Consider the following 21,102-nt stretch of genomic DNA (forward strand, 5'->3'; position numbering starts at 1 on the left):
GGGCCTCTTAGCCGGCTCTCCGCTTGAAAGCGGAGTATCTCAGCCCCATGAGCCACAGTGTACCGAAGTAGACGACCGCCGCAAGTACCAGGCACGAAGCCAGCAGCGCGACCCGCAGCAGCGGCGTGGCGCCCAGGCCGACCCAGTCGAAGCTGCGGGCGAACCAGAGCAGCATGCCTGCCAGCAGCATCACGGCCGTCAGCAACTGGGCCAGGAATAGCGGCCAGCCCTTTGCCGGCTTGTAGAAGCCGCGCTTGCGCAGGCCCAGGAACAGCAGCAGCGCGTTGACGGTGGCGCCGAAACTGATCGACAGCGCCAGGCCGGCATGGCCGAAGCGCGGCACGAAGACATAGTTGGACAACTGCGTGATCACCAGCACCAGCAGGGCGATCTTGACCGGTGTGCGGATGTCCTGGCGCGCATAGAAGCCGGGCGCCAGGATCTTGATCAGGATCAGGCCGAGCAGGCCGGTGCCGTAGGAGACCAGCGCCTGCCGGGTCATCTCTACCGCATGGGCGTCGAACTTGCCGTAGTTGAACAGCACGGCGGTCAGCGGCGCGCCGAAGACGAACAGCCCGACCGCGCACGGTACGGCCAGCAGGAAGGTCAGGCGCAGGCCCCAGTCGAGCAGGCCGGAATACTCGGCGCGGTTCTCCTCGGCGCTGGCTTTCGACAGGCTTGGCAGCAGGATGGTGCCCAGCGCCACGCCCAGCAGCGCGGTCGGGAATTCCATCAGGCGGTCGGCATAGGTCAGGTAGGACACGCTGCCGGCGGCCAGCCGGGAGGCGATATTGGTATTGATGATCAGGCTGATCTGCGCCACCGAAACCGCCAGCAGGGCCGGCGCCATCTGGCGTATCACGCGGCGCACGCCCGGCTCCGACCACGCCGCGCGCAGGTTGAAGCGCAGGCGCGGCATCACGCCCAGGTGCTTGAGCGCAGGGATCTGCACCGCCAGTTGCAGGATGCCGCCCACCAGCACGCCCCAGGCCTGCGCGTAGATCGGCTGCGCGAGGTGCGGCCCGACAAACAGCGCGGCAAGGATCAGGCAGAGATTGAGCAGCACCGGCGTGAAGGCCGGCATGGCGAAGCGGCGCCAGGTATTGAGGATGCCGGAAGCCAGCGCCACCAGCGAGATCAGCCCGATGTAGGGAAACATCACGCGGGTCATGAAGACCGCGGCGTCGTAGGTCTCGCCGCCATGCTGGCGGAAGCCTGTGGCGACCACGACCATCACCAGTGGCGCACCGATCACACCAAGCAGCGACACGCCCATCAGGACCCAGGTCATGACCGTGGCGACGGCGTCGATCAGCGCCCGCGTCTCGGTCTCGCCGCGCTTGCTGTGATACTCGCCAAGGATCGGCACGAAGGCCTGCGAGAACGCACCCTCGCCGAAGATGCGGCGTAGCAGGTTGGGGATGCGGAACGCCACGTTGAAGGCGTCGGTCATGTCCGAGGCGCCGAAGGCGCGGGCGATCAGGATCTCGCGGATAAGGCCGGTGATGCGCGACAGCATCGTCAGGCTGCTGATGGTGGCGAGCGCTTTAAGCAGGTTCAAGATGGGTCGGCGGCAAGGGGAGGCGGCGGCAGCGTGCGTCTTGCCGCCGGTGCGAACCCGGGTCAGACGCCGGGCACGCGCCAAAGTTGCATCGGGGCCACGTAAGTCGGGGCCGGTGTGGCGCGTATTATACGGACAGCCCCCGCCGCCGGCCGTGTATCGTCCTTTGCGTCACCCGCCTGACATGAAACGCGTCCCAGCTTGCCACCCGCTTTTTCTTGTGTGTATAATTGCCGATTCACAAGGCTAGTTGCGTTCCGGATTCGTGTGCCAGTGCATCCCGGGTCGCTTGATGTGCACTTAATTGTGTCCGTGGTTGCGTTCTTGCATCCGTAGGGCACGCATCTGAATTCAGGAAATCTACTTAAATGGCAAATTCCGCACAAGCTCGCAAGCGCGCGCGCCAAGCCGTCGCCCAGAACGCCCACAACTCCAGCCTGCGTTCGCGTCTGCGTACCGCTGTCAAGGCTGTTCGCAAGGCGATCGAAGCCGGCGACAAGGCTGCCGCTGCCGAGATCTTCAAGAACTCGCAATCGATCATCGACGCTATCGCCGACAAGAAGATCGTGCACAAGAACAAGGCTGCACGCCACAAGTCGCGCCTGTCGTCGGCCATCAAGTCGATGGCTGCCTGATAGCGGCTGCCGGCGTCGGGCGATACGCCAGGCGCCTTCCGGCTGCATGCCGGCCGTCGGTAGTCGGCTGGCAGGGTAAATCGCTTCGCGGTGGTTTGCCTGAAAAAAAAGCTCGTCATTTGACGAGCTTTTTTGTTTTCGCGTGCGCGATCGCTTCCCGGGAGCGGCGGGGCGATGCGCCGGATGCCGCGGCATCCGGCATGCCGGCTTAGTCCAGGGAGCAGGCCTCGACCAGTTGCAGGTTGTTGTCGCGGGCGAAGTTGAGCACGAAGTCCAGTGCCTTGGGCTCGATGTCGCGCAACCGCACATCGACCACCACGCTCTTCACGCCGCCGGCCATCACGGGCCGCACGTAAGGCGAATATGTGATGCGGGGGTCGCCAGTGTCGCCTTCGGGTCGGAATTGCGCCATCACGCCGCACAGTCGTTCAGCCCAGTCGCTTGGGCGGAAGGTCTTGCCTTCCTTGGTAATGCCTTGGATGAAATATTCGCGAACTGTGGGATTCATGAGACTGCGGGGGATAAGACGGGTGACTCGACGGTAAACCCGCCAGACTGACTAAACGGGAGCCCGTTTGACGCGGCCAGGAAACGTTTGGTTCGTTTCATTTTCGGCCGTGGCGGCGGGTACCTCGGTGTCGGCGGGGGCACTTTTGATGCCGGCAGCGGGCGGTAGCATGGGTATGCCGGGCCCCGCGTGAATCAGCCAGTATTATATCTTATATAAGACTCGCGCATAAGCCTCCCTGCCTGACGAGGTGCCGCACAGGCTCGCCAAAGCAACAATAATCCCTTATGATTCTTACAGTTAAATTGCGTAAGCGACGCGAAAGGCGGCTCCGCGGCATGGTCAGGCCATGAACCCTTCATGGCGGCCAGCCACCACCGAGCCGCCTTCTTTGTTTTATGAGCCCAACTTCGATCAAGCATTACCTCCAGTTCAGCGACCTGACTCCCGACGAGTATGAGTACCTGCTGGACCGCGCGCGGATTCTGAAGGCCAAGTTCAAGAATTACGAGACATGGCACCCGTTGCACGACCGCACGTTGTCCATGATCTTCGAGAAAAACTCGACCCGCACGCGCCTGTCGTTCGAGGCCGGCATCCACCAGCTGGGTGGCCATGCCGTATTCCTCAATACCCGCGACTCCCAGCTCGGGCGCGGCGAGCCGATCGAGGATGCGGCGCAGGTGATATCGCGCATGGTCGACATCATCATGATCCGCACCTTCGGCCAGGACATCATCGAGCGGTTTGCCGCGCATTCGCGCGTGCCGGTGATCAACGGGCTGACCAACGAATACCATCCCTGCCAGGTACTGGCCGATGTCTTCACCTATATCGAGCAGCGTGGCAGCATCCGCGGCAAGACGGTGGCATGGATCGGCGACGCCAACAATATGGCCTATACCTGGATCCAGGCGGCCGAACGCCTTGGCTTCACCTTCCATTTCTCGGCGCCGCCGGGCTATCAGCTCGATCCGGCCATGGTGCCGGCGTCGGCGGCGGGCCTGGTCAAGGTGTTCGACGATCCGCTGGCGGCCTGTCAGGGCGCCGACCTCGTCACCACCGACGTGTGGACCAGCATGGGCTACGAGGCCGAGAACGACGTGCGCAAGCGTGCCTTCCAGAACTGGATGGTGACCACGGCCATGATGGACCGCGCCAATCCCGACGCGCTCTTCATGCATTGCCTGCCCGCCCACCGCGGCGAGGAAGTCGAGGCGGCTGTCATCGACGGCCCCAAGAGCGTAGTGTGGGAAGAGGCAGAGAACCGTCTGCACGTGCAGAAGGCCCTGATGGAGTTCCTGCTCTGCGGGCGCTACTGATCCTGCTTGTCGGCGCCACGCTTGGCGCACATATGGCGCGCCAAACCGGCGCCCGCAGGCCGACCGAGGACAGCCTGCAGGCGGCAAGTGCCGCCCAAGCCGGGGCGAACGTGTCAAAATAGCGATTTTCCCGCATTCTTTTTCGCGTGTCCGGCGTCAGTACCGGCCGCGCTTACTTTGCGCATCGAGTCGAACATGAGCGATATCAAGAAAGTCGTGCTCGCCTATTCCGGCGGGCTGGACACTTCGGTGATCCTGAAGTGGCTGCAAGACACCTATCAATGCGAGGTGGTCACCTTTACCGCCGACATCGGCCAGGGCGAGGAACTCGAACCTGCCCGCCAGAAGGCGCTCAAGTTCGGCATCAAGCCGGAGAACATCTTTATCGACGACCTGCGCGAAGAATTCGTGCGCGACTTCGTCTTCCCGATGTTCCGTGCCAATGCCGTCTATGAAGGCGAATACCTGCTGGGCACCTCGATCGCGCGTCCGCTGATCGCCAAGCGCCAGATCGAGATCCTGCGCAGCACCGGGGCCGACGCCGTGTCGCATGGCGCCACCGGCAAGGGCAACGACCAGGTCCGCTTCGAACTGGGCTACTACGGCCTGGAGCCGGGCGTGAAGGTCATCGCCCCGTGGCGCGAGTGGGACCTGCTGTCGCGCGAGAAGCTGCTGGCCTATGCAGAAAAGGCCGGCATCGAAATCGACATGAAGCACAAGAAGGGCGGCGCTCCCTACTCGATGGACGCCAACCTGCTGCATATCTCCTTCGAAGGCCGTCACCTGGAAGACCCCAAGGCCGAGGCCGAGGAAGACATGTGGCGCTGGACCGTGTCGCCGGAGAACGCACCGGACGCGGCCGAGTACCTGGACATCGAGTTCGAGGGCGGCGACATCGTCGGCCTGAACGGCAAGCGCATGACCCCGGCCGAAGTACTGACCGAGCTGAACCGCCTGGGCGGCAAGCACGGCATCGGCCGCCTGGACCTGGTGGAAAACCGCTACGTCGGCATGAAGAGCCGCGGCTGCTACGAAACCCCCGGCGGCACCATCATCCTGAAGGCCCATCGCGCCATCGAGTCGATCACGCTCGACCGCGAAGTGGCCCACCTGAAGGACGACCTGATGCCGCGCTACGCCAGCCTGATCTATAACGGCTACTGGTGGAGCCCGGAGCGCCGCGCGCTGCAGGTGCTGATCGACCACACCCAGGCCAAGGTCAACGGCTGGGTGCGCGTCAAGCTGTACAAGGGCAACGTGATCGTGGCCGGCCGCGATTCCAAGGACACGCTGTTCGACAAGACCATCGCGACCTTCGACGACGACGGCGGCGCCTACAACCAGGCCGACGCCGGCGGCTTCATCAAGCTGAACGCGCTGCGCATGCGCATCGCCGAGAACGCACGCCGCCAGCGCGGCGAGTGAGGCGGGCCTCCCGGTTCCGGCTCGTTTCGGGCCTGGGCCGGGTAGTCAGCAGGAAGAGGGGCCGTCACGGCCCCTTTTTTTGCGCCGCGCCGCCATTCAGAAGATCCGGAATTCCAGCTTCCAGGCATCAAGAACCAAGCATCAAGGAGAAAAAGCGTGAGCCAGTTCGACAATGTATCCGTCGTCAAGAAAGCCAACCTCTACTTCGACGGCAAGTGCGTGAGCCACACTGTGCTGTTCCCGGACGGCACCCGCAAGACGCTGGGCGTGATTTTCCCCGCCGCGCTGACGTTCAACACCGGCGCCCCGGAAATCATGGAAATCAATGCCGGCGTGTGCCGCGTGAAGCTGGCTGGCGAAGACCAGTGGAATACCTATGGCGCCGGCCAGCAGTTCAACGTGCCCGGCGACAGCAGCTTCGATATCGAAGTGACGGAAACGCTGGACTACGTCTGCCACTTCGCCTGAGCACGGTGCAGGGCGACGGCCCGCGCGCGTGGTCTAAAGCACCACGGGCTCGGGCTCGATGCGCACGCCGAAACGGGCTTGTACCGCGTCGGCGATGCGGCGCGCCAGCGCCAGCAATTCCTGGCCGGTGCCGCCGCCGTGGTGCACCAGCACCAGGGCCTGCTTGCCATAGACGCCGACCGGGCCGTCGCTCACCCCCTTGAAGCCGCACTGGTCGATCAGCCAGCCGGCGGCCAGCTTGTAGCTGCCATCGGATTGGGCATGGCTGACCAGGTTGGGGTATCGCGCCAGCAGCGCGTCGCGCTGGCCCGCGTCAACCACCGGATTCTTGAAGAAGCTGCCGGCATTGCCCACCTGTGCCGGATCGGGCAGCTTGCGCGAGCGGATCGCGATCACCGCATCACGGATGCGGTCCGCCGTGGGCGTGGCCGTTGTATCTTGCGCCAGCTCGCGCGCCAGTTCCGCGTAGCCGAGCACCGGCTGCCAGGGTGAGGGCAGCCGCAGCGTGACCGCGGTGATGATGTAGCGGTCCCGGCCTTCGCGCTTGAACAGGCTGTCGCGGTACGCGAACCGGCATTGTTCCAGCGACAGGTGGACGAAGCCGCCGCTGTAGCGGTCGAACGCGCGCAGGCTGTCGAAGCGCTCGCGCAGTTCCACGCCGTAGGCGCCAATATTCTGGATGGGCGCGGCGCCGGCAGTGCCGGGAATCAGGGCCAGGTTTTCCAGGCCGGGCATGCCGTCCGCGATGGTGCGGCAGACCAGCGCATGCCAGTTCTCGCCGGCGCCAGCGGTCACCAGGAAAGCCTCGTTCGCGGCGGCGACCGCATAGCCCGGGATTTCCATCAACAGCACCAGGGCGTCCAGGTCCTGCGTCAGGACCACATTGCTGCCACCGCCCAGTACAACCAGGGGGAGGTTTTGCGCGCGCGGATCCGCCAGCGCGGCCTGCAGGTCGCTTTCGCTGCGCACATGCACCGCAAAGCGCGCGCGGACGTCGAATCCGAATGTATTGTGGCGACGCAGGGGATAAAATTCGTGGAAATCTGCCATGCAAGGAAAAGGTGAGGCGGCCGCCGTGGTCGACGGCACCGGACTGCAGGGTAGGCTGGATTATACGTAAGCGCCGCCGGCAGCCGGCGCGCGCCCGGTACAGGCAACAAAGCAACAAGCAACACGCAGCAAGACAAGGAGAATGCAATGCCGTCGTTTGACGTAGTGTGCGAAGCGAATATGATCGAGGTGAAGAACGCGGTCGAGCAGGCCAACAAGGAAATCTCGACCCGTTTCGACTTCAAGGGCTCGGATGCGCGGGTCGAGCACAAGGAAAATGAGCTCACCGCCTTTGCCGACGATGACTTCAAGCTCGGCCAGGTCAAGGACGTGCTGATCGGCAAGATGGCCAAGCGCAATGTCGACGTGCGCTTTCTCGACTACGGCAAGACCGAGCGCATCGGCGGCGACAAGGTCAAGCAGGTCATCACCATCAAGAAGGGTGTCACCGGCGACCTGTCCAAGAAAATCGTCAAGATGATCAAGGACAGCAAGATCAAGGTGCAAGCCAGCATCCAGGGCGATGCCGTGCGCGTGTCGGGCACCAAGCGGGACGACCTGCAGAGCGTGATCGCGCTGCTGCGCAAGGACGTTGCCGAAGCACCGCTGGACTTCAACAACTTCCGCGACTGATCTGGCCGCCGCAATCGGGCGTGGCGGCCGTGCCGCCGCGCCTGGTCTTCAGCGCGGCTGCGGCAGCCCGCCGATCTTCGCGCCGGCCTTGAGCCCCTTCTGCGCGAACCATCCCTTGTTCATCTCCAGCGCATAGCGCACCGCCGCGCGCGGGCAATGGTTGTCCTCGGTCTGGGGCGCCATATCCTCGATATTGACGATGGCGCCGTCATCGGCCAGGAAGGCGATCGACAGCGGCAGGTCGGTATTCTTCATCCAGAAGCAGTGGCCGGCCTTTTCCTCGAACACGAACAGCATGCCCTCGTTGGCAGGCATGGTCTTGCGATACATCAGGCCAAGCTCGCGGGATTCGGGCGTGGCGGCGATTTCCGCCTTGATGGCGTACATGCCTGCGGTCAGTTGCCTGACCGGCAGGCTGGCCTGGGCCTGGGCGAACGCGGAGCTCAGGGCGGCGACGGCGCAGCCGCCCGCGAGCAGATTCTTGATGACAGGGCGCATGGAGGAGGAGGGCGAATGACGGGTTCGGAACAGCCGCCAGCATAGCGCAGCTGCAAGCGCAGCGGCGCCCGCAAAGTGTTTCGCTGCGTTGCGGCGTGTTTGCAAACACCATGCGCAGGCAACAAAAAAGGCAGGCGCCTCGCCGGCAGCCTGCCTTGCGTGCCAGCCAAATGGCCGGCCTGCCTGCAAAGAATTACTTCGTTGCAGCTTCTGCACCGGAAGCAGCAGCGGCTGCCTTCTTGTGCGCGTGCTTCTTGTGGTGCTTCTTCTTGGCGGCCGGCTTGGCAGCCGGCGCTTCTGCTGCTGCGGGTGCTGCAGCGGCTGCCGGTGCTGCCGGTGCCGAAGCGGCTTGGGCGAAAGCGCCGGTGGCGAACAGGCCGGCAACGAGAGCAGCGATCAGTTTGTTCATGCTTATTTACCTCGGGAGGTGAGTCGTTTCTGAAGAGAGTGACCCGTATGCGACGTGTCAGTGTCAAAAACGAAACGGAGCGGCGAGGGGTTGACTCACGACATGTTAATTTTTGTAACTTCTTTTGGGCTGCCGCTTGTGACGCTGATTTCGCGGACCATCTGCGGCATTCGGTCGCATGCCATTCCGGATGGGAGCCTGCTCCGGCAACGCTGCGCCTTCCAGCCCGAGCGCCGCGGGCGCGATCTCGCACCACTGCCCGGGCGCAAGTCCCAGCGTGCGCAGATCGAGCGCGCCGATCCGAACGCGCACCAGGCGCAAGGTCGGGAAGCCCACGGCCGCCGTCATGCGCCGTACCTGCCGATTCTTCCCTTCGCGGATCTCCAGTTCGAGCCATTGGGTAGGAATGGCTGCGCGAAAACGCACCGGCGGCTGGCGCGGCCACAGGAAGTCCGGTTCATCGATGGGTTGCGCGCGTGCCGGCAGCGTGCGGAAGTCTCCGAGATCGACGCCATCGCGCAGGCGCGCCAGCGCATTTTCGTCCGGCACGTTTTCCACCTGCGCCAGATAGGTCTTGGGCAGCTTGTGATGCGGATCGGCGATGCGCGCCTGCAGCGCGCCGTCGTCGGTCAGCAGCAGCAGGCCCTCGCTGTCGGCGTCGAGCCGTCCCGCCGGATACACGCCGGGCATCGCCACGCAGTCGGCGAGGGTCGGGCGCGTCGGGTGCGCGGAGAACTGGCTCATGGTGCCGAAGGGTTTGTTCAGGGCAATCAGCGTCATTGGGAGGAGGCGGATATCGGGCGGTAGCGCTGGCAGCCGCGCCATTCAAGGGCGCCAGTATGCCGCAGCCGGCGGGGGCCGGCAGTCCCGCCAGGATGGCGGATCATGAAATTTTGCTGCATAATACGAAACAGTCTTGTGTCTTATATAAGACTGAATGCGCTTGACGCGTGTCCGGGTCCGGGCAAGCCTCGCATGTTGCGGTGCAGTACCGTGACTGCGCCGATCCCCGCTAAAATGCCCGCGCGCCACCCCAATCTCGCCGTCTGGTCACGAACCCGGCGGCTCGTTGCGAACCCCGTTCCGTACTGGAGACGTCATGTATCAACACATCAAGGTTCCGGCCGGCGAAAAGATCACGGTCAACCAGGATTTTTCGCTGAATGTTCCGGACAATCCGATCATTCCTTTCATCGAAGGCGACGGTACGGGACTGGACATCACCCCGGTGATGATCAAGGTGGTCGATGCCGCGGTGGCCAAGGCCTACGCCGGCAAGCGCAAGATCTCCTGGATGGAGATCTACGCAGGCGAGAAGTCGACCAAGGTCTACGGCCCGGACGTGTGGCTGCCCGAGGAGACCCTGGAGGTCCTGAAGGAATACGTGGTGTCGATCAAGGGTCCGCTGACCACGCCGGTCGGCGGCGGCATCCGCTCGCTGAACGTGGCGCTGCGCCAGCAGCTGGACCTGTACGTCTGCCTGCGGCCGGTGGCCTACTTCAAGGGCGTACCCTCGCCGGTGCGCGAGCCGCAAAAGATCGACATGGTGATCTTCCGCGAGAACTCGGAAGACATCTACGCCGGCATCGAGTGGGAAGCGGAAAGCGACCAGGCCAAGAAGCTGATCGCCTTCCTGCAGAACGAAATGGGCGTGAAGAAGATCCGTTTCCCGGATACCTCGGGCATCGGCGTCAAGCCGGTTTCCAAGCAAGGCACGAAGCGCCTGGTGCGCAAGGCCATCCAGTACGCGATCGACAACGACAAGCCGTCGGTGACCATCGTGCACAAGGGCAACATCATGAAGTTCACCGAAGGTGGCTTCCGTGACTGGGCCTACGAGCTGGCGCAGCAGGAATTCGGCGCCGAGCTGATCGATGGCGGCCCGTGGTGCAAGTTCAAGAACCCGAAGACCGGCCGCGAAATCGTGATCAAGGACGCCATCGCCGACGCCTTCCTGCAGCAGATCCTGCTGCGCCCGGCCGAGTATTCGGTGATCGCCACGCTGAACCTGAACGGCGACTACATCTCCGACGCGCTGGCCGCGCAGGTCGGCGGCATCGGCATCGCCCCGGGCGCCAACCTGTCCGACTCCGTGGCCATGTTCGAAGCCACCCACGGCACCGCACCGAAGTACGCCGGCAAGGACTACGTGAACCCGGGTTCCGAGATCCTCTCCGCCGAAATGATGCTGCGCCACATGGGTTGGACCGAAGCCGCCGACCTGATCATTTCGTCGATGGAGAAGTCCATCCTGTCGAAGAAGGTCACCTATGACTTCGCCCGCCTGCTGGAAGGCGCGACGCAGGTGTCGTGCTCGGGCTTTGGGCAGGTGATGATCGAAAACATGTGATCCTTGCCCCCCGACGTCCCAGCCTGATCGCTCAGGCGGCGATGCGCGGCGTGGCAACGAGCCCCCAGGCTTCCGCAAGGAGGCCCGGGGGCTTTTCATTGGGGCGGGTCCTGGACCGCGAAGGCCCTTTGAGGCGACGGTCGCACCGCCCCAGTCCTTGGAGGCATTCGCCTTCGACAGATCATGTAGTGGTTGAGGCACTTCATGCTGCGCGGCATGGTGTGCTGGCGCTCGGGCCGTGCGGAGGCAATGGAAGATGCCGATACCCCGGCATGGACTTGTCCAAGACAGCCAGAACGGCGCAAGAACCTGCCAAAACAAAGGGGAAAGCGACCGGGAGTCAGCGGAGAAGCGGATTGGCAGGCCAAGGTACCGGCCGCGAGCAGGCAAACAAAAAGCCCGGCATTGACCTGACCGGGCTTTTTGTCGGATGCGCTACGTGCTGCTGTTCAGTCTGCTGGTCCGGGCATGGACAGGCTGGCTGTCAAAGCCAGGCCATGCCCTGGGGGCGGCAGGCCGATCCCGTTCCGGGGATGATTCCCCCGCATCCTGTCGTGGCCGCCTCAAGCTCTGCCGGCTGGTGCGGCCGCACGCCTTGTCCTCAGGCGCCGTCCTGGATATTGGTGGCTTGTTTGCCCTTGGGACCCTGGATGATTTCGAAGGACACGCGCTGACCCTCTTTCAGGGTCTTGAAGCCACTCATCTGGATGGCCGAAAAGTGCGCAAACAGTTCTTCTTCGCCGTCGTCCGGCTTGATGAATCCAAAGCCCTTGGCGTCATTGAACCATTTGACGATACCGCTTGCCATAAACTCCCCCAACGAAAAAAGCACGATACGAGCGGGGGAAGGCGCCGCGGCCAGCCGGGTGCCCGGAGCCGGTCCATGCCCTCCAGCCCGGTAGGACCGGGCCGGGCACAATGGCACGACTTTGCGGGCACCGCCTGGCGGCCAGTTTGATATGCTGACTCGCCGCCGCCGGATTCGTGGGCCTCCCTGCTCACGGATCACCCAGGTCCGGATTATTGCTTGGCTCGCGTAACCAGACGTGAATGTGCAATCGATTCTTCTGTCAAACCAGCACACTGTCAAGTTGGCAGATTCCCCACTCCTGGTAGGGTGTGGCGCGAAAGGAACGGCGGTCGGTGGTATTTTGGCGGGGTGAGGGGCCGGGCAAGGCCGCGCGCCCCGCGAGCTGTAACCGGATGCATTCGGCATCTCCGGATTTTGGACGGTCGCTGCATCGGCCTCTTGAATCCGGTGTCTTTTCCCCAAATTGCAGAGTTGTGCGTAAGGGTTAGAATAAAGCCATGGCTACACGGCTGGCAAATGTCCCACAACGCGAAGCAGGCACCGTACTGGAGCGGAAAGAGCAGGCGCTCAAACCGCCCGCCATGTACAAGGTGTTGCTGCTGAATGACGACTTCACCCCGATGGAGTTCGTCGTGATGATCCTGCAGCAGTATTTCAGCAGGGACCGGGAGACGGCGACGCAGATCATGCTGACCGTCCACCGGGAAGGCAAGGGGGTCTGCGGTATCTATACCAGGGATATCGCGGCGACGAAGGTCGAGCTGGTGTCAACCCACGCACGGCAGGCGGGTCATCCGTTGCAGTGCGTGATGGAGGAAGCATGATTGCGCAAGAATTGGAAGTCAGCCTGCACATGGCGTTTGTTGAAGCCCGGCAGGCACGCCACGAGTTCATCACCGTGGAGCACCTGCTACTGGCGTTGCTTGACAACCCTACGGCAGCGGAAGTCTTGCGCGCCTGCGCAGCCAATATCGAGGACCTGCGCACCAGTCTGAAGAATTTCATCGCGGACAACACGCCCGTGGTGCCTGGCACCGACGAGGTGGATACCCAGCCCACGCTGGGGTTCCAGCGCGTCATCCAGCGCGCCATCATGCATGTCCAGTCCACTTCCAACGGCAAGAAGGAAGTGACTGGCGCCAATGTCCTGGTGGCGATCTTCGGCGAGAAGGACTCGCATGCGGTGTACTACCTCCAGCAGCAGGGCGTGACGCGGCTGGACGTGGTCAACTTCATCAGCCATGGCATCCGCAAGGACCAGGCCGAGCCCGCCAAGCATGGCGACGGCGCGGCCGAGGGCGAAGGCGGCGATGGCAAGGAAAGCCCGCTCGAGCAGTTCACCCAGAACCTGAACACGCTGGCCCGTGCCGGCAAGATCGATCCGCTGATCGGCCGCGAGAGCGAGGTCGAGCGGGTGGTCCAGGTACTGTGCCGCCGGCGCAAGAACAACCCGTTGCTGGTGGGCGAGGCCGGGGTCGGCAAGACCGCGATCGCCGAGGGCCTGGCCTGGCGCATCACCAAGAACGAAGTGCCCGACATCCTCGAAAAGGCGGTTGTGTACTCGCTCGACATGGGCGCCCTGCTGGCAGGCACCAAGTACCGCGGCGATTTCGAGCAGCGCCTGAAGGGCGTGCTCAAGTCGCTCAAGGACAATCCGAACGCGATCCTGTTCATTGACGAGATCCACACGCTGATCGGCGCGGGCGCCGCTTCGGGCGGCACGCTGGACGCGAGCAACCTGCTCAAGCCTGCGCTGTCCTCGGGACAGCTCAAGTGCATCGGCGCCACCACCTTCACTGAATACCGCGGTATCTTCGAGAAAGACGCGGCTTTGTCGCGCCGTTTCCAGAAAATCGACGTGGTGGAGCCATCGGTGGACCAGACCGTGCAGATCCTGCGCGGCCTGAAGTCGCGTTTCGAGGAGCACCATGGCGTCAAGTACGCCGCGGCGGCACTGACCGCGGCGGCCGAACTGTCGGCACGCTTCATCACTGACCGCCACCTGCCCGACAAGGCCATCGATGTGATCGACGAGGCCGGTGCGGCCCAGCGCATCCTGCCCAAGTCGAAGCAGAAGAAAACCATCGGCAAGGGCGAGATCGAGGATATCGTCTCGCGTATCGCCCGCATTCCGCCGCAGAGCGTCAACCAGGACGACCGCAGCAAGCTGCAGACCCTGGACCGCGACCTGAAGTCCGTGGTGTTCGGCCAGGATCCGGCCATCGAGGCGCTGGCTTCGGCCATCAAGATGTCGCGCGCCGGCCTGGGCAAGACTGACAAGCCGATCGGCTCCTTCCTGTTCTCCGGCCCGACCGGGGTGGGCAAGACCGAAGTCGCCAAGCAGCTCGCCTTCATCATGGGCATCGAACTGCTGCGCTTCGACATGTCCGAATACATGGAGCGCCATGCGGTGAGCCGGCTGATCGGCGCGCCGCCGGGATACGTCGGCTTCGATCAGGGTGGCCTGCTGACCGAGGCCGTCACCAAGAAGCCGCACTGCGTGCTGCTGCTGGACGAAATCGAGAAGGCGCATCCGGATATCTTCAATATCCTGCTGCAGGTGATGGACCATGGCGCGCTGACCGACAACAACGGCCGCCGCGCCGACTTCCGCAATGTGATCATCATCATGACCACCAACGCGGGAGCGGAAACCATGAACCGCGCCACCATTGGCTTCACCTCGACGCGGGAGCAGGGCGACGAGATGGCCGACATCAAGCGCATGTTCACGCCGGAGTTCCGCAATCGTCTCGACGCCATGATCAGCTTCCGCTCGCTGGACGAGGAGATCATCCTGCGCGTGGTCGACAAGTTCCTGATGCAGCTCGAGGAGCAGCTGCACGAGAAGAAGGTGGAAGCCAACTTCAGCGACAGGCTGCGCAAGTTCCTGGCGAAGAAGGGCTTCGATCCGCTGATGGGCGCGCGGCCGATGCAGCGCCTGATCCAGGACCTGATCCGCAAGGCGCTGGCCGACGAACTGCTGTTCGGCAAGCTGGTATCGGGTGGCAAGGTGGTGGTCGATCTCGACGAGCAGGACCAGATCAGACTGGACTTCGCCGAGGCTGCCGCCGAACCGCCGGAATCGCCGGAGAACGAAAAGGCGGAAGTCTAGGCGCGGGAGGGGCACGAGTGCCGGCGGCAGCTCTGCTGGCCTGCATTTCGTGCTATCCTCGGGCAAAATACAGGGCGGCAGCGATGCCGCCCTTTTTGTATTGGACGGGCGCGGTTGCCGCCGCTGCTGTATGCCCGCCATTCGCCCGAGTACCCGATGTCCCGACCTGAATGCACGCGGCTGCGCCGCCTGCTGCTCAAATCGCTGCCGCTTGGCGCGATGCCCATGATTTCCACGCCTTGCCTGGCTGCCCTGGGTGGCGACGCCACGGCGAGCGGTGCTGGCCGCACGATCGCCATGGTGTTGCCGTTCCCGCCCGGGGGCAGCGTCGATATCGTTGCCCGCCAGTTGCAGCCCGGCCTCAAGGGCGCGCTTGGCCAGACGGTGGTGATCGACAACAAGCCCGGTGCCGGCGGCCTGATCGCATCGGGTACGGTGGCCCGCGCGAAGCCGGATGGGAGCACCCTGCTGATGGCGTTCGATACCCATGCCATCAACCCGTTTGCCTACAAGCGCCTGCCGTACGACACGTTCCGCGATTTCACGCCGATCACGCAGTTGGTGCGCTTCCCCCTGGTCATTGCCGCCAATCCTTCCCTGCCGGCGTCCAATGTGAAAGAACTGGTTGCCATGGCGCGGGAGAAGCCAGAGAGCATCCACTATGCGTCTTCCGGCATCGGCAGCCTCAACCAGCTCGCCGCCGAGGCGCTGGCGACCGAGGCCGGCGTGCGCCTTCTCCATGTTCCGTATAAAGGGGGCGGTCCGGCCGTGCAGGCGGTGCTGTCCAACGAAGTCGACGTATTTTTTTCCAGCTACGCGGCGGTGCAGGCACACGTGGCGGCCAAGACGGTCAAGTTGCTCGGCGTGACCGGCACGACCCGCCTGCGCCAGTTCCCGCAGCTGCCGACCGTGGCGGAGCAGGGCTACCGCGGTTTCGAGGCCTATTCCTGGATCGGCGTATTCGGCCCGGCCGGCCTGCCGGAGCCGACGGTGACACGCCTGCACGACGCACTGGTCCGTTCATTGCGGCAGCAGCGCGTGGTCGATGCGCTGGCCATGCAGGGGTTCGAGATCGTTGGCGGCAGCCCGGCCGAACTGGCCAGCCTGGTTCGGCGCGAGCACGACAAATGGCAGGCGGTGGCGCGCAAGGCAAATATTCAGTTCGATTGATGCGAGAGGTTGCGATGACGATGGAACCGCTAGACCACGCTGTAATGGTGTGTCCCGACCTTGACGCCGCGGCGCAAGCCTGGCGCAGGTTTGGCTTCACCTTGACGCCGCGCGGCCACCACTCGCTCGGATCGCAGAATCATTGCGTGATGCTGGCGCGCGACTATCTCGAGCTGCTGCATGTCACCGTGCCCAGCCCGACGCGGCGCTATTACTGGGACGCGCAGCAGGCCGGGGCCGGCTGTGCGGCCCTTTCCTGCAAGAGCGGCGACGCCTTCTCGGCCGCCGCGCAGTTGCGCGGCGGTGGCTGGCACACTTCGGACCCGATCGAGTTCTCGCGCCCGGTGCGTCTCGACGACGGCACGGAGCGTCCCGCAACCTTCCGCGTGACGGCGATCGACGATGCACCGGGTGCGCGCTTCTTCTTCTGCGAGCACCAGACGCCGGAGCTGCTATGGCGCCCCGAGTGGACCACGCACGCCAATGGCGCGACGGGCATTGCCACGATGTTCCTGGTGGTGGCGCCGGCACTCGTCGAGGCCGCCGGCCGCGCCTATGCCGAGCTCACCGGCGGCGAGATGACGCAGTTGAGCGATCACATCTGCAGCCTGGCACTGGACGGTGCCACGCTGGTGGTCACGACGCCCCAGGCGCTTGCCGCCGCGACCGGCACGGGGCACGTGCGCCGCGCCGTGCCTGGCTATGCGGCCATCCGCCTGCGCACCGGCGATCTCGCGGCGGCACGCGAAGGCTGGCGCGCGGCGTGCGTGGACGCGCTCGACCTGGGGCCCGGCGAGAGCCTGATTCCTGCCTCCGCTGCTGGCGGCGTGGCACTGCTGTTCGAACAGGCGCGCTGAGCGCGTCCTTGCCCTGGCCTCAGGCGCCGCTCTTGGCGTGATGCACGCCGGTGGAGCCGAAGCCGCCCGCGCCGCGCACGGTGTCTGCGGAGAAGTCTTCCACGGTCTTGAACACGGGCCGCAGCACCGGCACAAACATCATCTGCGCGATCCGCTCGCCCGGCTGGATCACGATCGGCTCGGTGCCGGGCGCGTTGCGGTTCCACACGCTCACCATGATCGGACCCTGGTAATCGGCATCGATCACGCCGATCGAGTTGCCCAGCACCAGCCCCTTCTTGTGGCCCAGCCCCGAGCGCGGTGCGATGGTGGCCGCCATATAGGGGTTGCCCATGTGCACGGCAATGCCGGCTGGCACCAGCTGCGCCGGTGTGCCGGCTTCGATGGTGAGCGGCGCGTCCAGGCAGGCGTGCAGGTCGATCGCTGCCGCCATATCGCTCTGGTAAGCCGGTAGGCCCCATTCGTACAGGCGTGCGTCGAGCACCTTGATTTCGACGGTCGGGTTGGCTTCGATGGTCATGGCTGGTCAGTCCCGGAAAGACAAAAAAGACAAAAAACGTTGGCAACCCGAGATGATAGCCGAGCGGGGCGTGGCGGCAGTCATTGCCGCCGGCCGTCCCTGCCGCGTCGAGAGCCCGGGGGGATCAGTCGCCCGACAGGTCGAAGGCTTGCGCCAGCAGCTCGTAGGTGCGCAGGCGCGCGGCATAGCTGGCGGTCACGCTCAGCACCACCAGTTCGTCGGCAAGGAAGCGCTCGCGCAGGGCCAGCATGCGCTGCGCCACTTGTTCGGGCGTGCCGCAGATGGTGCGCGGACGCTCGCGTTCGACGATCAGGCGGTCGCGTTCGGTTGGCTCGTGCTGCGCGGCCTGGGACAAGGACGGGATCGGGGCGTTCACGCCGTAGGCCATCTGCAGGCGGCGCAGGTCCACGGCGCGCTCCAGTTCCGCCGCTTCGGCCTCGCTGTCGGCGCAGATCACGAAGATGGCCGCAGCGCTGTAGGGCCGCTCGTCGTAGTCCGGCTCGAAATCGTTGCGGTACTGCTGCGCCACGGCATGGCCCGTATGCGGATTGATAAAGTGGGCAAAGGCAAAGCGCAACCCAAGCCGCGCCGCCAGGGCACCGCCGTAGTCGCTGGAGCCCAATACCCAAAGCTCGGGCCTGGTATCGATCTCGGGCTGCAGCACGACGCCCTCGGCGATATGGCCTGGCGGTACTTCGCCGCGCAGGAGCCAGGACAGGTCCTGCACCTGTTCGGCGAAGTGATCGCCGCGGTTGTACTGGCCCATGGCCACCGCCTGCGCGGTACGCATATCGCCGCCCGGCGCGCGTCCCACCCCGAGATCGATGCGCCCCGGGAACAGGCCCTCCAGCATGCGGAACTGCTCCGCCACTTTGAAGGGGCTGTAATAGGGCAGCATCACGCCGCCCGAGCCGAGCCGGATGCGCTGCGTGACGCTGCCCAGCCGGGCCAGCATGACTTCCGGCGCCGGGTTGCACACGCCACGCAGCCCGTGGTGCTCGGCGCACCAGTAGCGGGTGTAGCCGAGCCCGTCGGCGGCCTGCGCCAGCTCCACGGTGGCGGCCAGTGCGTCGCGCGCAGTGTGGCCGGCGATGACCGGGCTCTGGTCGAGCACCGAGAGGCGCAGTTTCGGTTGGCTTGCGGACATGTTCAGGGTTGGGGCCGGTTGAGGTTCTGTGGCGGCGGGGGCGCGAGCCGGCGCGGGTTCAGTGGCGCGCGGGCAGGCGCCGGGCGATGGCCGCCACCAGGTCGCGCGCCAGCGTCAGCTTGTCGGCGCGCGGCAGGCGGGTCATGCCCTGGGCATCGAACAGCACGATCTCGTTGTCGTCCATGCCGAAGGTATGGTGGCCGATATTGCCCACCAGCAACGGCACGTTCTTGCGCTGGCGTTTCTGCTCGCCGTATTGCTCGAGTTTTTCACTCTCGGCGGCAAAGCCCACGCAGTAGGGCGCCTCTGGCCGCGCTGCCACGGCGGCGAGGATGTCGGGGTTCTGCACGAAGCGCAGCGTGGGCGTATCGCTGTCGTTGGCCTTCTTCAGCTTCTGTCCGGCCACCTCGGCCGGGCGCCAGTCGGCCACCGCCGCCACGGCGATGAACACATCGGTGCCGGGCAGGCCCGCCATCACGGCATCGTGCATCTGCTGCGCGCTTTCCACGTTGGTACGGGCGACGCCGCGGGGCGTGGGTTGCGCCGTCGGGCCGGCAATCAGGACCACATCCGCACCGGCTTCACGCGCGGCACGCGCGATGGCAAAGCCCATCTTGCCCGAGGAGCGGTTGGTGATGCCGCGTACCGGATCGATGGCTTCGAAGGTGGGGCCGGCCGTGATCACCACGCGCCGGCCTGCCAGCGGCTTGGGCTGGAAGAACGCGACGATATCGTCGAGCAGCTCCGACGGTTCCAGCATGCGGCCGTCGCCGACTTCGCCGCAGGCCTGGTCGCCGCTGCCCGGGCCCAGAACCGTTACGCCATCCGCGCGCAGTTGGGCGGCGTTGCGCTGGGTGGCGGGTGCCGACCACATCTGCAGGTTCATGGCGGGAGCCACCAGCAACGGGCAGTCGCGGGCGATGCACAGGGTGGTCAGGAGGTCATCGCACAGGCCATGCGCGAGCTTCGCGAGGAAATCGGTGGACGCCGGTGCGATCACGATGGCGTCGGCTTCGCGCGAGAGATCAATGTGGGCCATGTTGTTGCCCACGCGCGCGTCCCATTGGGAGGTGAAGACCGGCCGCCCGGAGAGTGCCTGCATGGTCACAGGCGTGATGAACCGGGTGGCGCCGTCGGTCATGACCACCTGCACGGTCGCGCCGGCCTTGGTCAGCAGGCGGACCAGTTCGGCCGATTTGTAGCAGGCGATGCCGCCGGTCAGGCCAAGGACGAGATGCTTGCCTCGCAGATCCATGGATATGCTCTTCGCTTGAGGGTTGTGGTCCGTGTGCCGCGGCAGGGGTTGCTATCGCCGCGCCGGAGAAGCGTCAATAATACCGGCTTGCCCGCGCGCGCGTTGGCGGCGGCGCCGAACGTGGCGCGGTGCCGATCCGCCGTGCGTCCTTCCAACCCCGTCCCACTCCTTATGCCTGACCGCTTGCTGCGCCCGAAAACCCTCAAAGATCTGTTCTGCCTGGTGGGCGTCTGCGCCCTGCTCGGGCTGCTGGCCAGCGCTGTGCTGCTGGACAATGCCAAGGCCTGGCTGGCGCGTGAGAGCGTGCCGCCGCGGGCGGACTGGATCGTGGTGCTGGGCGGGGAGTCGGGTCAGCGCGTGATTGGCGCGGCGGAGCTGTATCACGCTGGCGTGGCGCCCTATGTGTTCGTCAGCGGGGGCGGGGACTGCATGCTGATCGTGCGGCGCCTGGCGATGACCGGGGTGCCGCGCGGGCGTATCGGCTATGAATGCCAGTCCGGCAGCACCATGGAAAACGCCCGCATGACGCGGGCGCAACTGGAGCGGTTCGCACCGCGCCGGGCGGTGCTGGTGACCAGCTGGTACCACACCGGCCGGGCCCTGAAGTCGTTCCGCCAGGCCTGGAGCGAAGTCGACTGGGGCACGCATGGCGTCTATCCCGGCGTCAGCCTGGGCAAGTCCCTGGTGCTGTACGAGGCGGGGGCCGTGCTCGCCGAGTACGTCAAGCGCGGCTGGTACATCCTGCGCTACAGGTACTGAGGCCGGTCACCGGCCGCTGCCCGGTCTCAGTGCTTTCGCACCCGCCGCAATTCGTCCACGATCAGCAGCACCGCGCCCACCGTGATGGCGCAGTCCGCCACGTTGAACGCCGGCCAGTGGTAGTTGCGCACATAGAAGTCGAGGAAATCGACCACATGGCCGTACACCACGCGGTCCACCACATTGCCGATGGCGCCGCCGAGGATCAGCGAGATCGCGAAGCAGAACAGGCGCTGCCCGGTATGGCGGTAGAGCATCCAAACGATGAACAGGCCCACCACCACGCCCAGGCCGGTAAAGAACCAGCGCTGCCAGCCGCCGGCATCGGCCAGGAAGCTGAAGGCGGCCCCCTTGTTATAGACCAGCACCAGGTTGAAGAAGCCGGTCACGGGGCGCGATTCGCCGTAGGCGAAGGTCCTGACGATGACGATCTTGAAGAACTGGTCGAGCACGATCACCAGCAGGGCGAACGCCATCCACAGCAGCGGGGTGGTGTTGCTGCTCTTGGTGCCCTTGCTGCCGGCGCGTTTGGTGCCGCGCGCGGAGCGCGTGGTGGTGGCGGCCATCAGGCGTGGCTCCTGTGTTCACCGGCGCCGAACAGGTTGCTGT

General features: G+C 64.9%; 22 protein-coding genes. 11 read left to right on the forward strand and 11 right to left on the reverse strand.

The genetic code is table 11. The features are described 5' to 3' along the window. Positions 1-7: 7 nt before the first annotated feature. The gene (murJ, locus tag P3W85_RS35250; protein WP_276268171.1) at positions 8-1,561 is read right to left on the reverse strand and encodes a murein biosynthesis integral membrane protein MurJ; all 1,554 of its coding nucleotides are present in this window, start codon (positions 1,559-1,561) and stop codon (positions 8-10) included. Positions 1,562-1,929: 368 nt separating this feature from the next. Here murJ and rpsT point away from each other — a divergent pair, with 368 nt between their 5' ends. Beyond that, positions 1,930-2,196 carry a 30S ribosomal protein S20 gene (gene rpsT / locus P3W85_RS35255; RefSeq protein WP_006157537.1) on the forward strand — a complete coding sequence of 89 codons (267 nt, stop codon included), beginning with the start codon at positions 1,930-1,932 and terminating at the stop codon, positions 2,194-2,196. 208 nt (positions 2,197-2,404) lie between these two features. Here the strand turns inward: rpsT and P3W85_RS35260 are convergent, their stop codons facing one another. Next, the gene (locus tag P3W85_RS35260; protein ID WP_017229655.1) at positions 2,405-2,704 is read right to left on the reverse strand and encodes a DUF3579 domain-containing protein; all 300 of its coding nucleotides are present in this window, start codon (positions 2,702-2,704) and stop codon (positions 2,405-2,407) included. Between the two features lie 398 nt (positions 2,705-3,102). On the opposite strand from P3W85_RS35260, the gene argF reads away from it, so the two are divergent. The 3 genes from argF (at position 3,103) to P3W85_RS35275 (ending at position 5,919) form a co-directional block, all read left to right on the forward strand. Continuing rightward, positions 3,103-4,026, forward strand: a complete 924-nt coding sequence (gene argF / locus P3W85_RS35265; RefSeq protein ID WP_017229656.1) for an ornithine carbamoyltransferase — start codon at positions 3,103-3,105, stop codon at positions 4,024-4,026. A gap of 195 nt (positions 4,027-4,221) precedes the next feature. Further along, positions 4,222-5,451 carry an argininosuccinate synthase gene (locus P3W85_RS35270; RefSeq protein WP_017229657.1) on the forward strand — a complete coding sequence of 410 codons (1,230 nt, stop codon included), beginning with the start codon at positions 4,222-4,224 and terminating at the stop codon, positions 5,449-5,451. 156 nt (positions 5,452-5,607) lie between these two features. Next, positions 5,608-5,919, forward strand: coding sequence for a pyrimidine/purine nucleoside phosphorylase (locus P3W85_RS35275; RefSeq protein ID WP_017229658.1), 312 nt, complete (start codon positions 5,608-5,610; stop codon positions 5,917-5,919). 33 nt (positions 5,920-5,952) lie between these two features. On the opposite strand, the gene murB is transcribed toward P3W85_RS35275, so the two are convergent. Beyond that, a complete protein-coding gene (gene murB / locus P3W85_RS35280; protein WP_276268172.1) occupies positions 5,953-6,969 on the reverse strand; it encodes a UDP-N-acetylmuramate dehydrogenase in 1,017 nt (338 codons plus the stop codon). A gap of 147 nt (positions 6,970-7,116) precedes the next feature. Between murB and P3W85_RS35285 the strand changes: the two genes are divergently transcribed. Beyond that, positions 7,117-7,602: a YajQ family cyclic di-GMP-binding protein gene (locus P3W85_RS35285; protein ID WP_017229660.1), complete on the forward strand. Its 486-nt coding sequence runs from the start codon at positions 7,117-7,119 to the stop codon at positions 7,600-7,602. A gap of 48 nt (positions 7,603-7,650) precedes the next feature. Here the strand turns inward: P3W85_RS35285 and P3W85_RS35290 are convergent, their stop codons facing one another. From P3W85_RS35290 to P3W85_RS35300, 3 genes are all read right to left on the reverse strand, one after another. Then, the gene (locus tag P3W85_RS35290) at positions 7,651-8,100 is read right to left on the reverse strand and encodes a DUF192 domain-containing protein (RefSeq protein WP_276268173.1); all 450 of its coding nucleotides are present in this window, start codon (positions 8,098-8,100) and stop codon (positions 7,651-7,653) included. Positions 8,101-8,293: 193 nt separating this feature from the next. Then, on the reverse strand, positions 8,294-8,509 hold the full coding sequence (locus P3W85_RS35295; RefSeq protein WP_017229662.1) for a hypothetical protein: 216 nt from the start codon (positions 8,507-8,509) through the stop codon (positions 8,294-8,296). A 105-nt stretch (positions 8,510-8,614) separates the two neighbouring features. Next, positions 8,615-9,289, reverse strand: coding sequence for a pseudouridine synthase (locus tag P3W85_RS35300; protein ID WP_276268174.1), 675 nt, complete (start codon positions 9,287-9,289; stop codon positions 8,615-8,617). 319 nt (positions 9,290-9,608) lie between these two features. On the opposite strand from P3W85_RS35300, the gene icd reads away from it, so the two are divergent. Next, entirely contained in the window at positions 9,609-10,859 is a 1,251-nt protein-coding gene (gene icd, locus P3W85_RS35305; RefSeq protein WP_017229664.1) for an NADP-dependent isocitrate dehydrogenase, read from the forward strand. Positions 10,860-11,460: 601 nt separating this feature from the next. On the opposite strand, the gene P3W85_RS35310 is transcribed toward icd, so the two are convergent. After that, on the reverse strand, positions 11,461-11,667 hold the full coding sequence (locus P3W85_RS35310; RefSeq protein WP_017229665.1) for a cold-shock protein: 207 nt from the start codon (positions 11,665-11,667) through the stop codon (positions 11,461-11,463). 500 nt (positions 11,668-12,167) lie between these two features. Here P3W85_RS35310 and clpS point away from each other — a divergent pair, with 500 nt between their 5' ends. The 4 genes from clpS (at position 12,168) to P3W85_RS35330 (ending at position 16,812) form a co-directional block, all read left to right on the forward strand. After that, positions 12,168-12,494, forward strand: coding sequence for an ATP-dependent Clp protease adapter ClpS (clpS, locus tag P3W85_RS35315; RefSeq protein WP_006157525.1), 327 nt, complete (start codon positions 12,168-12,170; stop codon positions 12,492-12,494). Beyond that, positions 12,491-14,785, forward strand: coding sequence for an ATP-dependent Clp protease ATP-binding subunit ClpA (gene clpA / locus P3W85_RS35320; protein ID WP_276268175.1), 2,295 nt, complete (start codon positions 12,491-12,493; stop codon positions 14,783-14,785). The genes clpS and clpA overlap by 4 nt, the downstream gene beginning before the upstream one ends. A gap of 156 nt (positions 14,786-14,941) precedes the next feature. Beyond that, positions 14,942-15,955, forward strand: coding sequence for a Bug family tripartite tricarboxylate transporter substrate binding protein (locus tag P3W85_RS35325; RefSeq protein WP_035815730.1), 1,014 nt, complete (start codon positions 14,942-14,944; stop codon positions 15,953-15,955). A 14-nt stretch (positions 15,956-15,969) separates the two neighbouring features. Continuing rightward, the gene (locus P3W85_RS35330; protein WP_276268176.1) at positions 15,970-16,812 is read left to right on the forward strand and encodes a VOC family protein; all 843 of its coding nucleotides are present in this window, start codon (positions 15,970-15,972) and stop codon (positions 16,810-16,812) included. Positions 16,813-16,831: 19 nt separating this feature from the next. Here the strand turns inward: P3W85_RS35330 and dut are convergent, their stop codons facing one another. From dut to coaBC, 3 genes are all read right to left on the reverse strand, one after another. Beyond that, the gene (gene dut, locus P3W85_RS35335) at positions 16,832-17,332 is read right to left on the reverse strand and encodes a dUTP diphosphatase (RefSeq protein ID WP_017224495.1); all 501 of its coding nucleotides are present in this window, start codon (positions 17,330-17,332) and stop codon (positions 16,832-16,834) included. Between the two features lie 124 nt (positions 17,333-17,456). Continuing rightward, complete coding sequence (locus P3W85_RS35340; protein ID WP_276268177.1) at positions 17,457-18,479, reverse strand: LLM class flavin-dependent oxidoreductase; 1,023 nt, start codon at positions 18,477-18,479, stop codon at positions 17,457-17,459. 58 nt (positions 18,480-18,537) lie between these two features. Next, complete coding sequence (gene coaBC, locus P3W85_RS35345) at positions 18,538-19,734, reverse strand: bifunctional phosphopantothenoylcysteine decarboxylase/phosphopantothenate--cysteine ligase CoaBC (protein WP_017227129.1); 1,197 nt, start codon at positions 19,732-19,734, stop codon at positions 18,538-18,540. A gap of 171 nt (positions 19,735-19,905) precedes the next feature. On the opposite strand from coaBC, the gene P3W85_RS35350 reads away from it, so the two are divergent. Then, on the forward strand, positions 19,906-20,493 hold the full coding sequence (locus P3W85_RS35350; protein ID WP_276268178.1) for a YdcF family protein: 588 nt from the start codon (positions 19,906-19,908) through the stop codon (positions 20,491-20,493). 26 nt (positions 20,494-20,519) lie between these two features. Here P3W85_RS35350 and lspA read toward each other — a convergent pair whose 3' ends face one another. Then, positions 20,520-21,059 carry a signal peptidase II gene (lspA, locus tag P3W85_RS35355; protein WP_017227127.1) on the reverse strand — a complete coding sequence of 180 codons (540 nt, stop codon included), beginning with the start codon at positions 21,057-21,059 and terminating at the stop codon, positions 20,520-20,522. Between the last annotated feature and the right edge of the window lie 43 nt (positions 21,060-21,102).

The organism is Cupriavidus basilensis (genome assembly GCF_029335485.1).
In the GTDB taxonomy this organism is placed as follows: domain Bacteria; phylum Pseudomonadota; class Gammaproteobacteria; order Burkholderiales; family Burkholderiaceae; genus Cupriavidus; species Cupriavidus basilensis_E.

Coding starts and splice junctions, on each gene's coding strand:
- rpsT (WP_006157537.1), top strand. CDS start 1,930: ATGGCAAATTCCGCACAAGCTCGCAAGCGCGCGCGCCAAGCCGTCGCC.
- P3W85_RS35260 (WP_017229655.1), bottom strand. CDS start 2,704: ATGAATCCCACAGTTCGCGAATATTTCATCCAAGGCATTACCAAGGAA.
- argF (WP_017229656.1), top strand. CDS start 3,103: ATGAGCCCAACTTCGATCAAGCATTACCTCCAGTTCAGCGACCTGACT.
- P3W85_RS35270 (WP_017229657.1), top strand. CDS start 4,222: ATGAGCGATATCAAGAAAGTCGTGCTCGCCTATTCCGGCGGGCTGGAC.
- murB (WP_276268172.1), bottom strand. CDS start 6,969: ATGGCAGATTTCCACGAATTTTATCCCCTGCGTCGCCACAATACATTC.
- P3W85_RS35285 (WP_017229660.1), top strand. CDS start 7,117: ATGCCGTCGTTTGACGTAGTGTGCGAAGCGAATATGATCGAGGTGAAG.
- P3W85_RS35290 (WP_276268173.1), bottom strand. CDS start 8,100: ATGCGCCCTGTCATCAAGAATCTGCTCGCGGGCGGCTGCGCCGTCGCC.
- P3W85_RS35295 (WP_017229662.1), bottom strand. CDS start 8,509: ATGAACAAACTGATCGCTGCTCTCGTTGCCGGCCTGTTCGCCACCGGC.
- P3W85_RS35300 (WP_276268174.1), bottom strand. CDS start 9,289: ATGACGCTGATTGCCCTGAACAAACCCTTCGGCACCATGAGCCAGTTC.
- icd (WP_017229664.1), top strand. CDS start 9,609: ATGTATCAACACATCAAGGTTCCGGCCGGCGAAAAGATCACGGTCAAC.
- P3W85_RS35310 (WP_017229665.1), bottom strand. CDS start 11,667: ATGGCAAGCGGTATCGTCAAATGGTTCAATGACGCCAAGGGCTTTGGA.
- clpS (WP_006157525.1), top strand. CDS start 12,168: ATGGCTACACGGCTGGCAAATGTCCCACAACGCGAAGCAGGCACCGTA.
- clpA (WP_276268175.1), top strand. CDS start 12,491: ATGATTGCGCAAGAATTGGAAGTCAGCCTGCACATGGCGTTTGTTGAA.
- P3W85_RS35325 (WP_035815730.1), top strand. CDS start 14,942: ATGTCCCGACCTGAATGCACGCGGCTGCGCCGCCTGCTGCTCAAATCG.
- P3W85_RS35330 (WP_276268176.1), top strand. CDS start 15,970: ATGACGATGGAACCGCTAGACCACGCTGTAATGGTGTGTCCCGACCTT.
- dut (WP_017224495.1), bottom strand. CDS start 17,332: ATGACCATCGAAGCCAACCCGACCGTCGAAATCAAGGTGCTCGACGCA.
- P3W85_RS35340 (WP_276268177.1), bottom strand. CDS start 18,479: ATGTCCGCAAGCCAACCGAAACTGCGCCTCTCGGTGCTCGACCAGAGC.
- coaBC (WP_017227129.1), bottom strand. CDS start 19,734: ATGGATCTGCGAGGCAAGCATCTCGTCCTTGGCCTGACCGGCGGCATC.
- P3W85_RS35350 (WP_276268178.1), top strand. CDS start 19,906: ATGCCTGACCGCTTGCTGCGCCCGAAAACCCTCAAAGATCTGTTCTGC.
- lspA (WP_017227127.1), bottom strand. CDS start 21,059: ATGGCCGCCACCACCACGCGCTCCGCGCGCGGCACCAAACGCGCCGGC.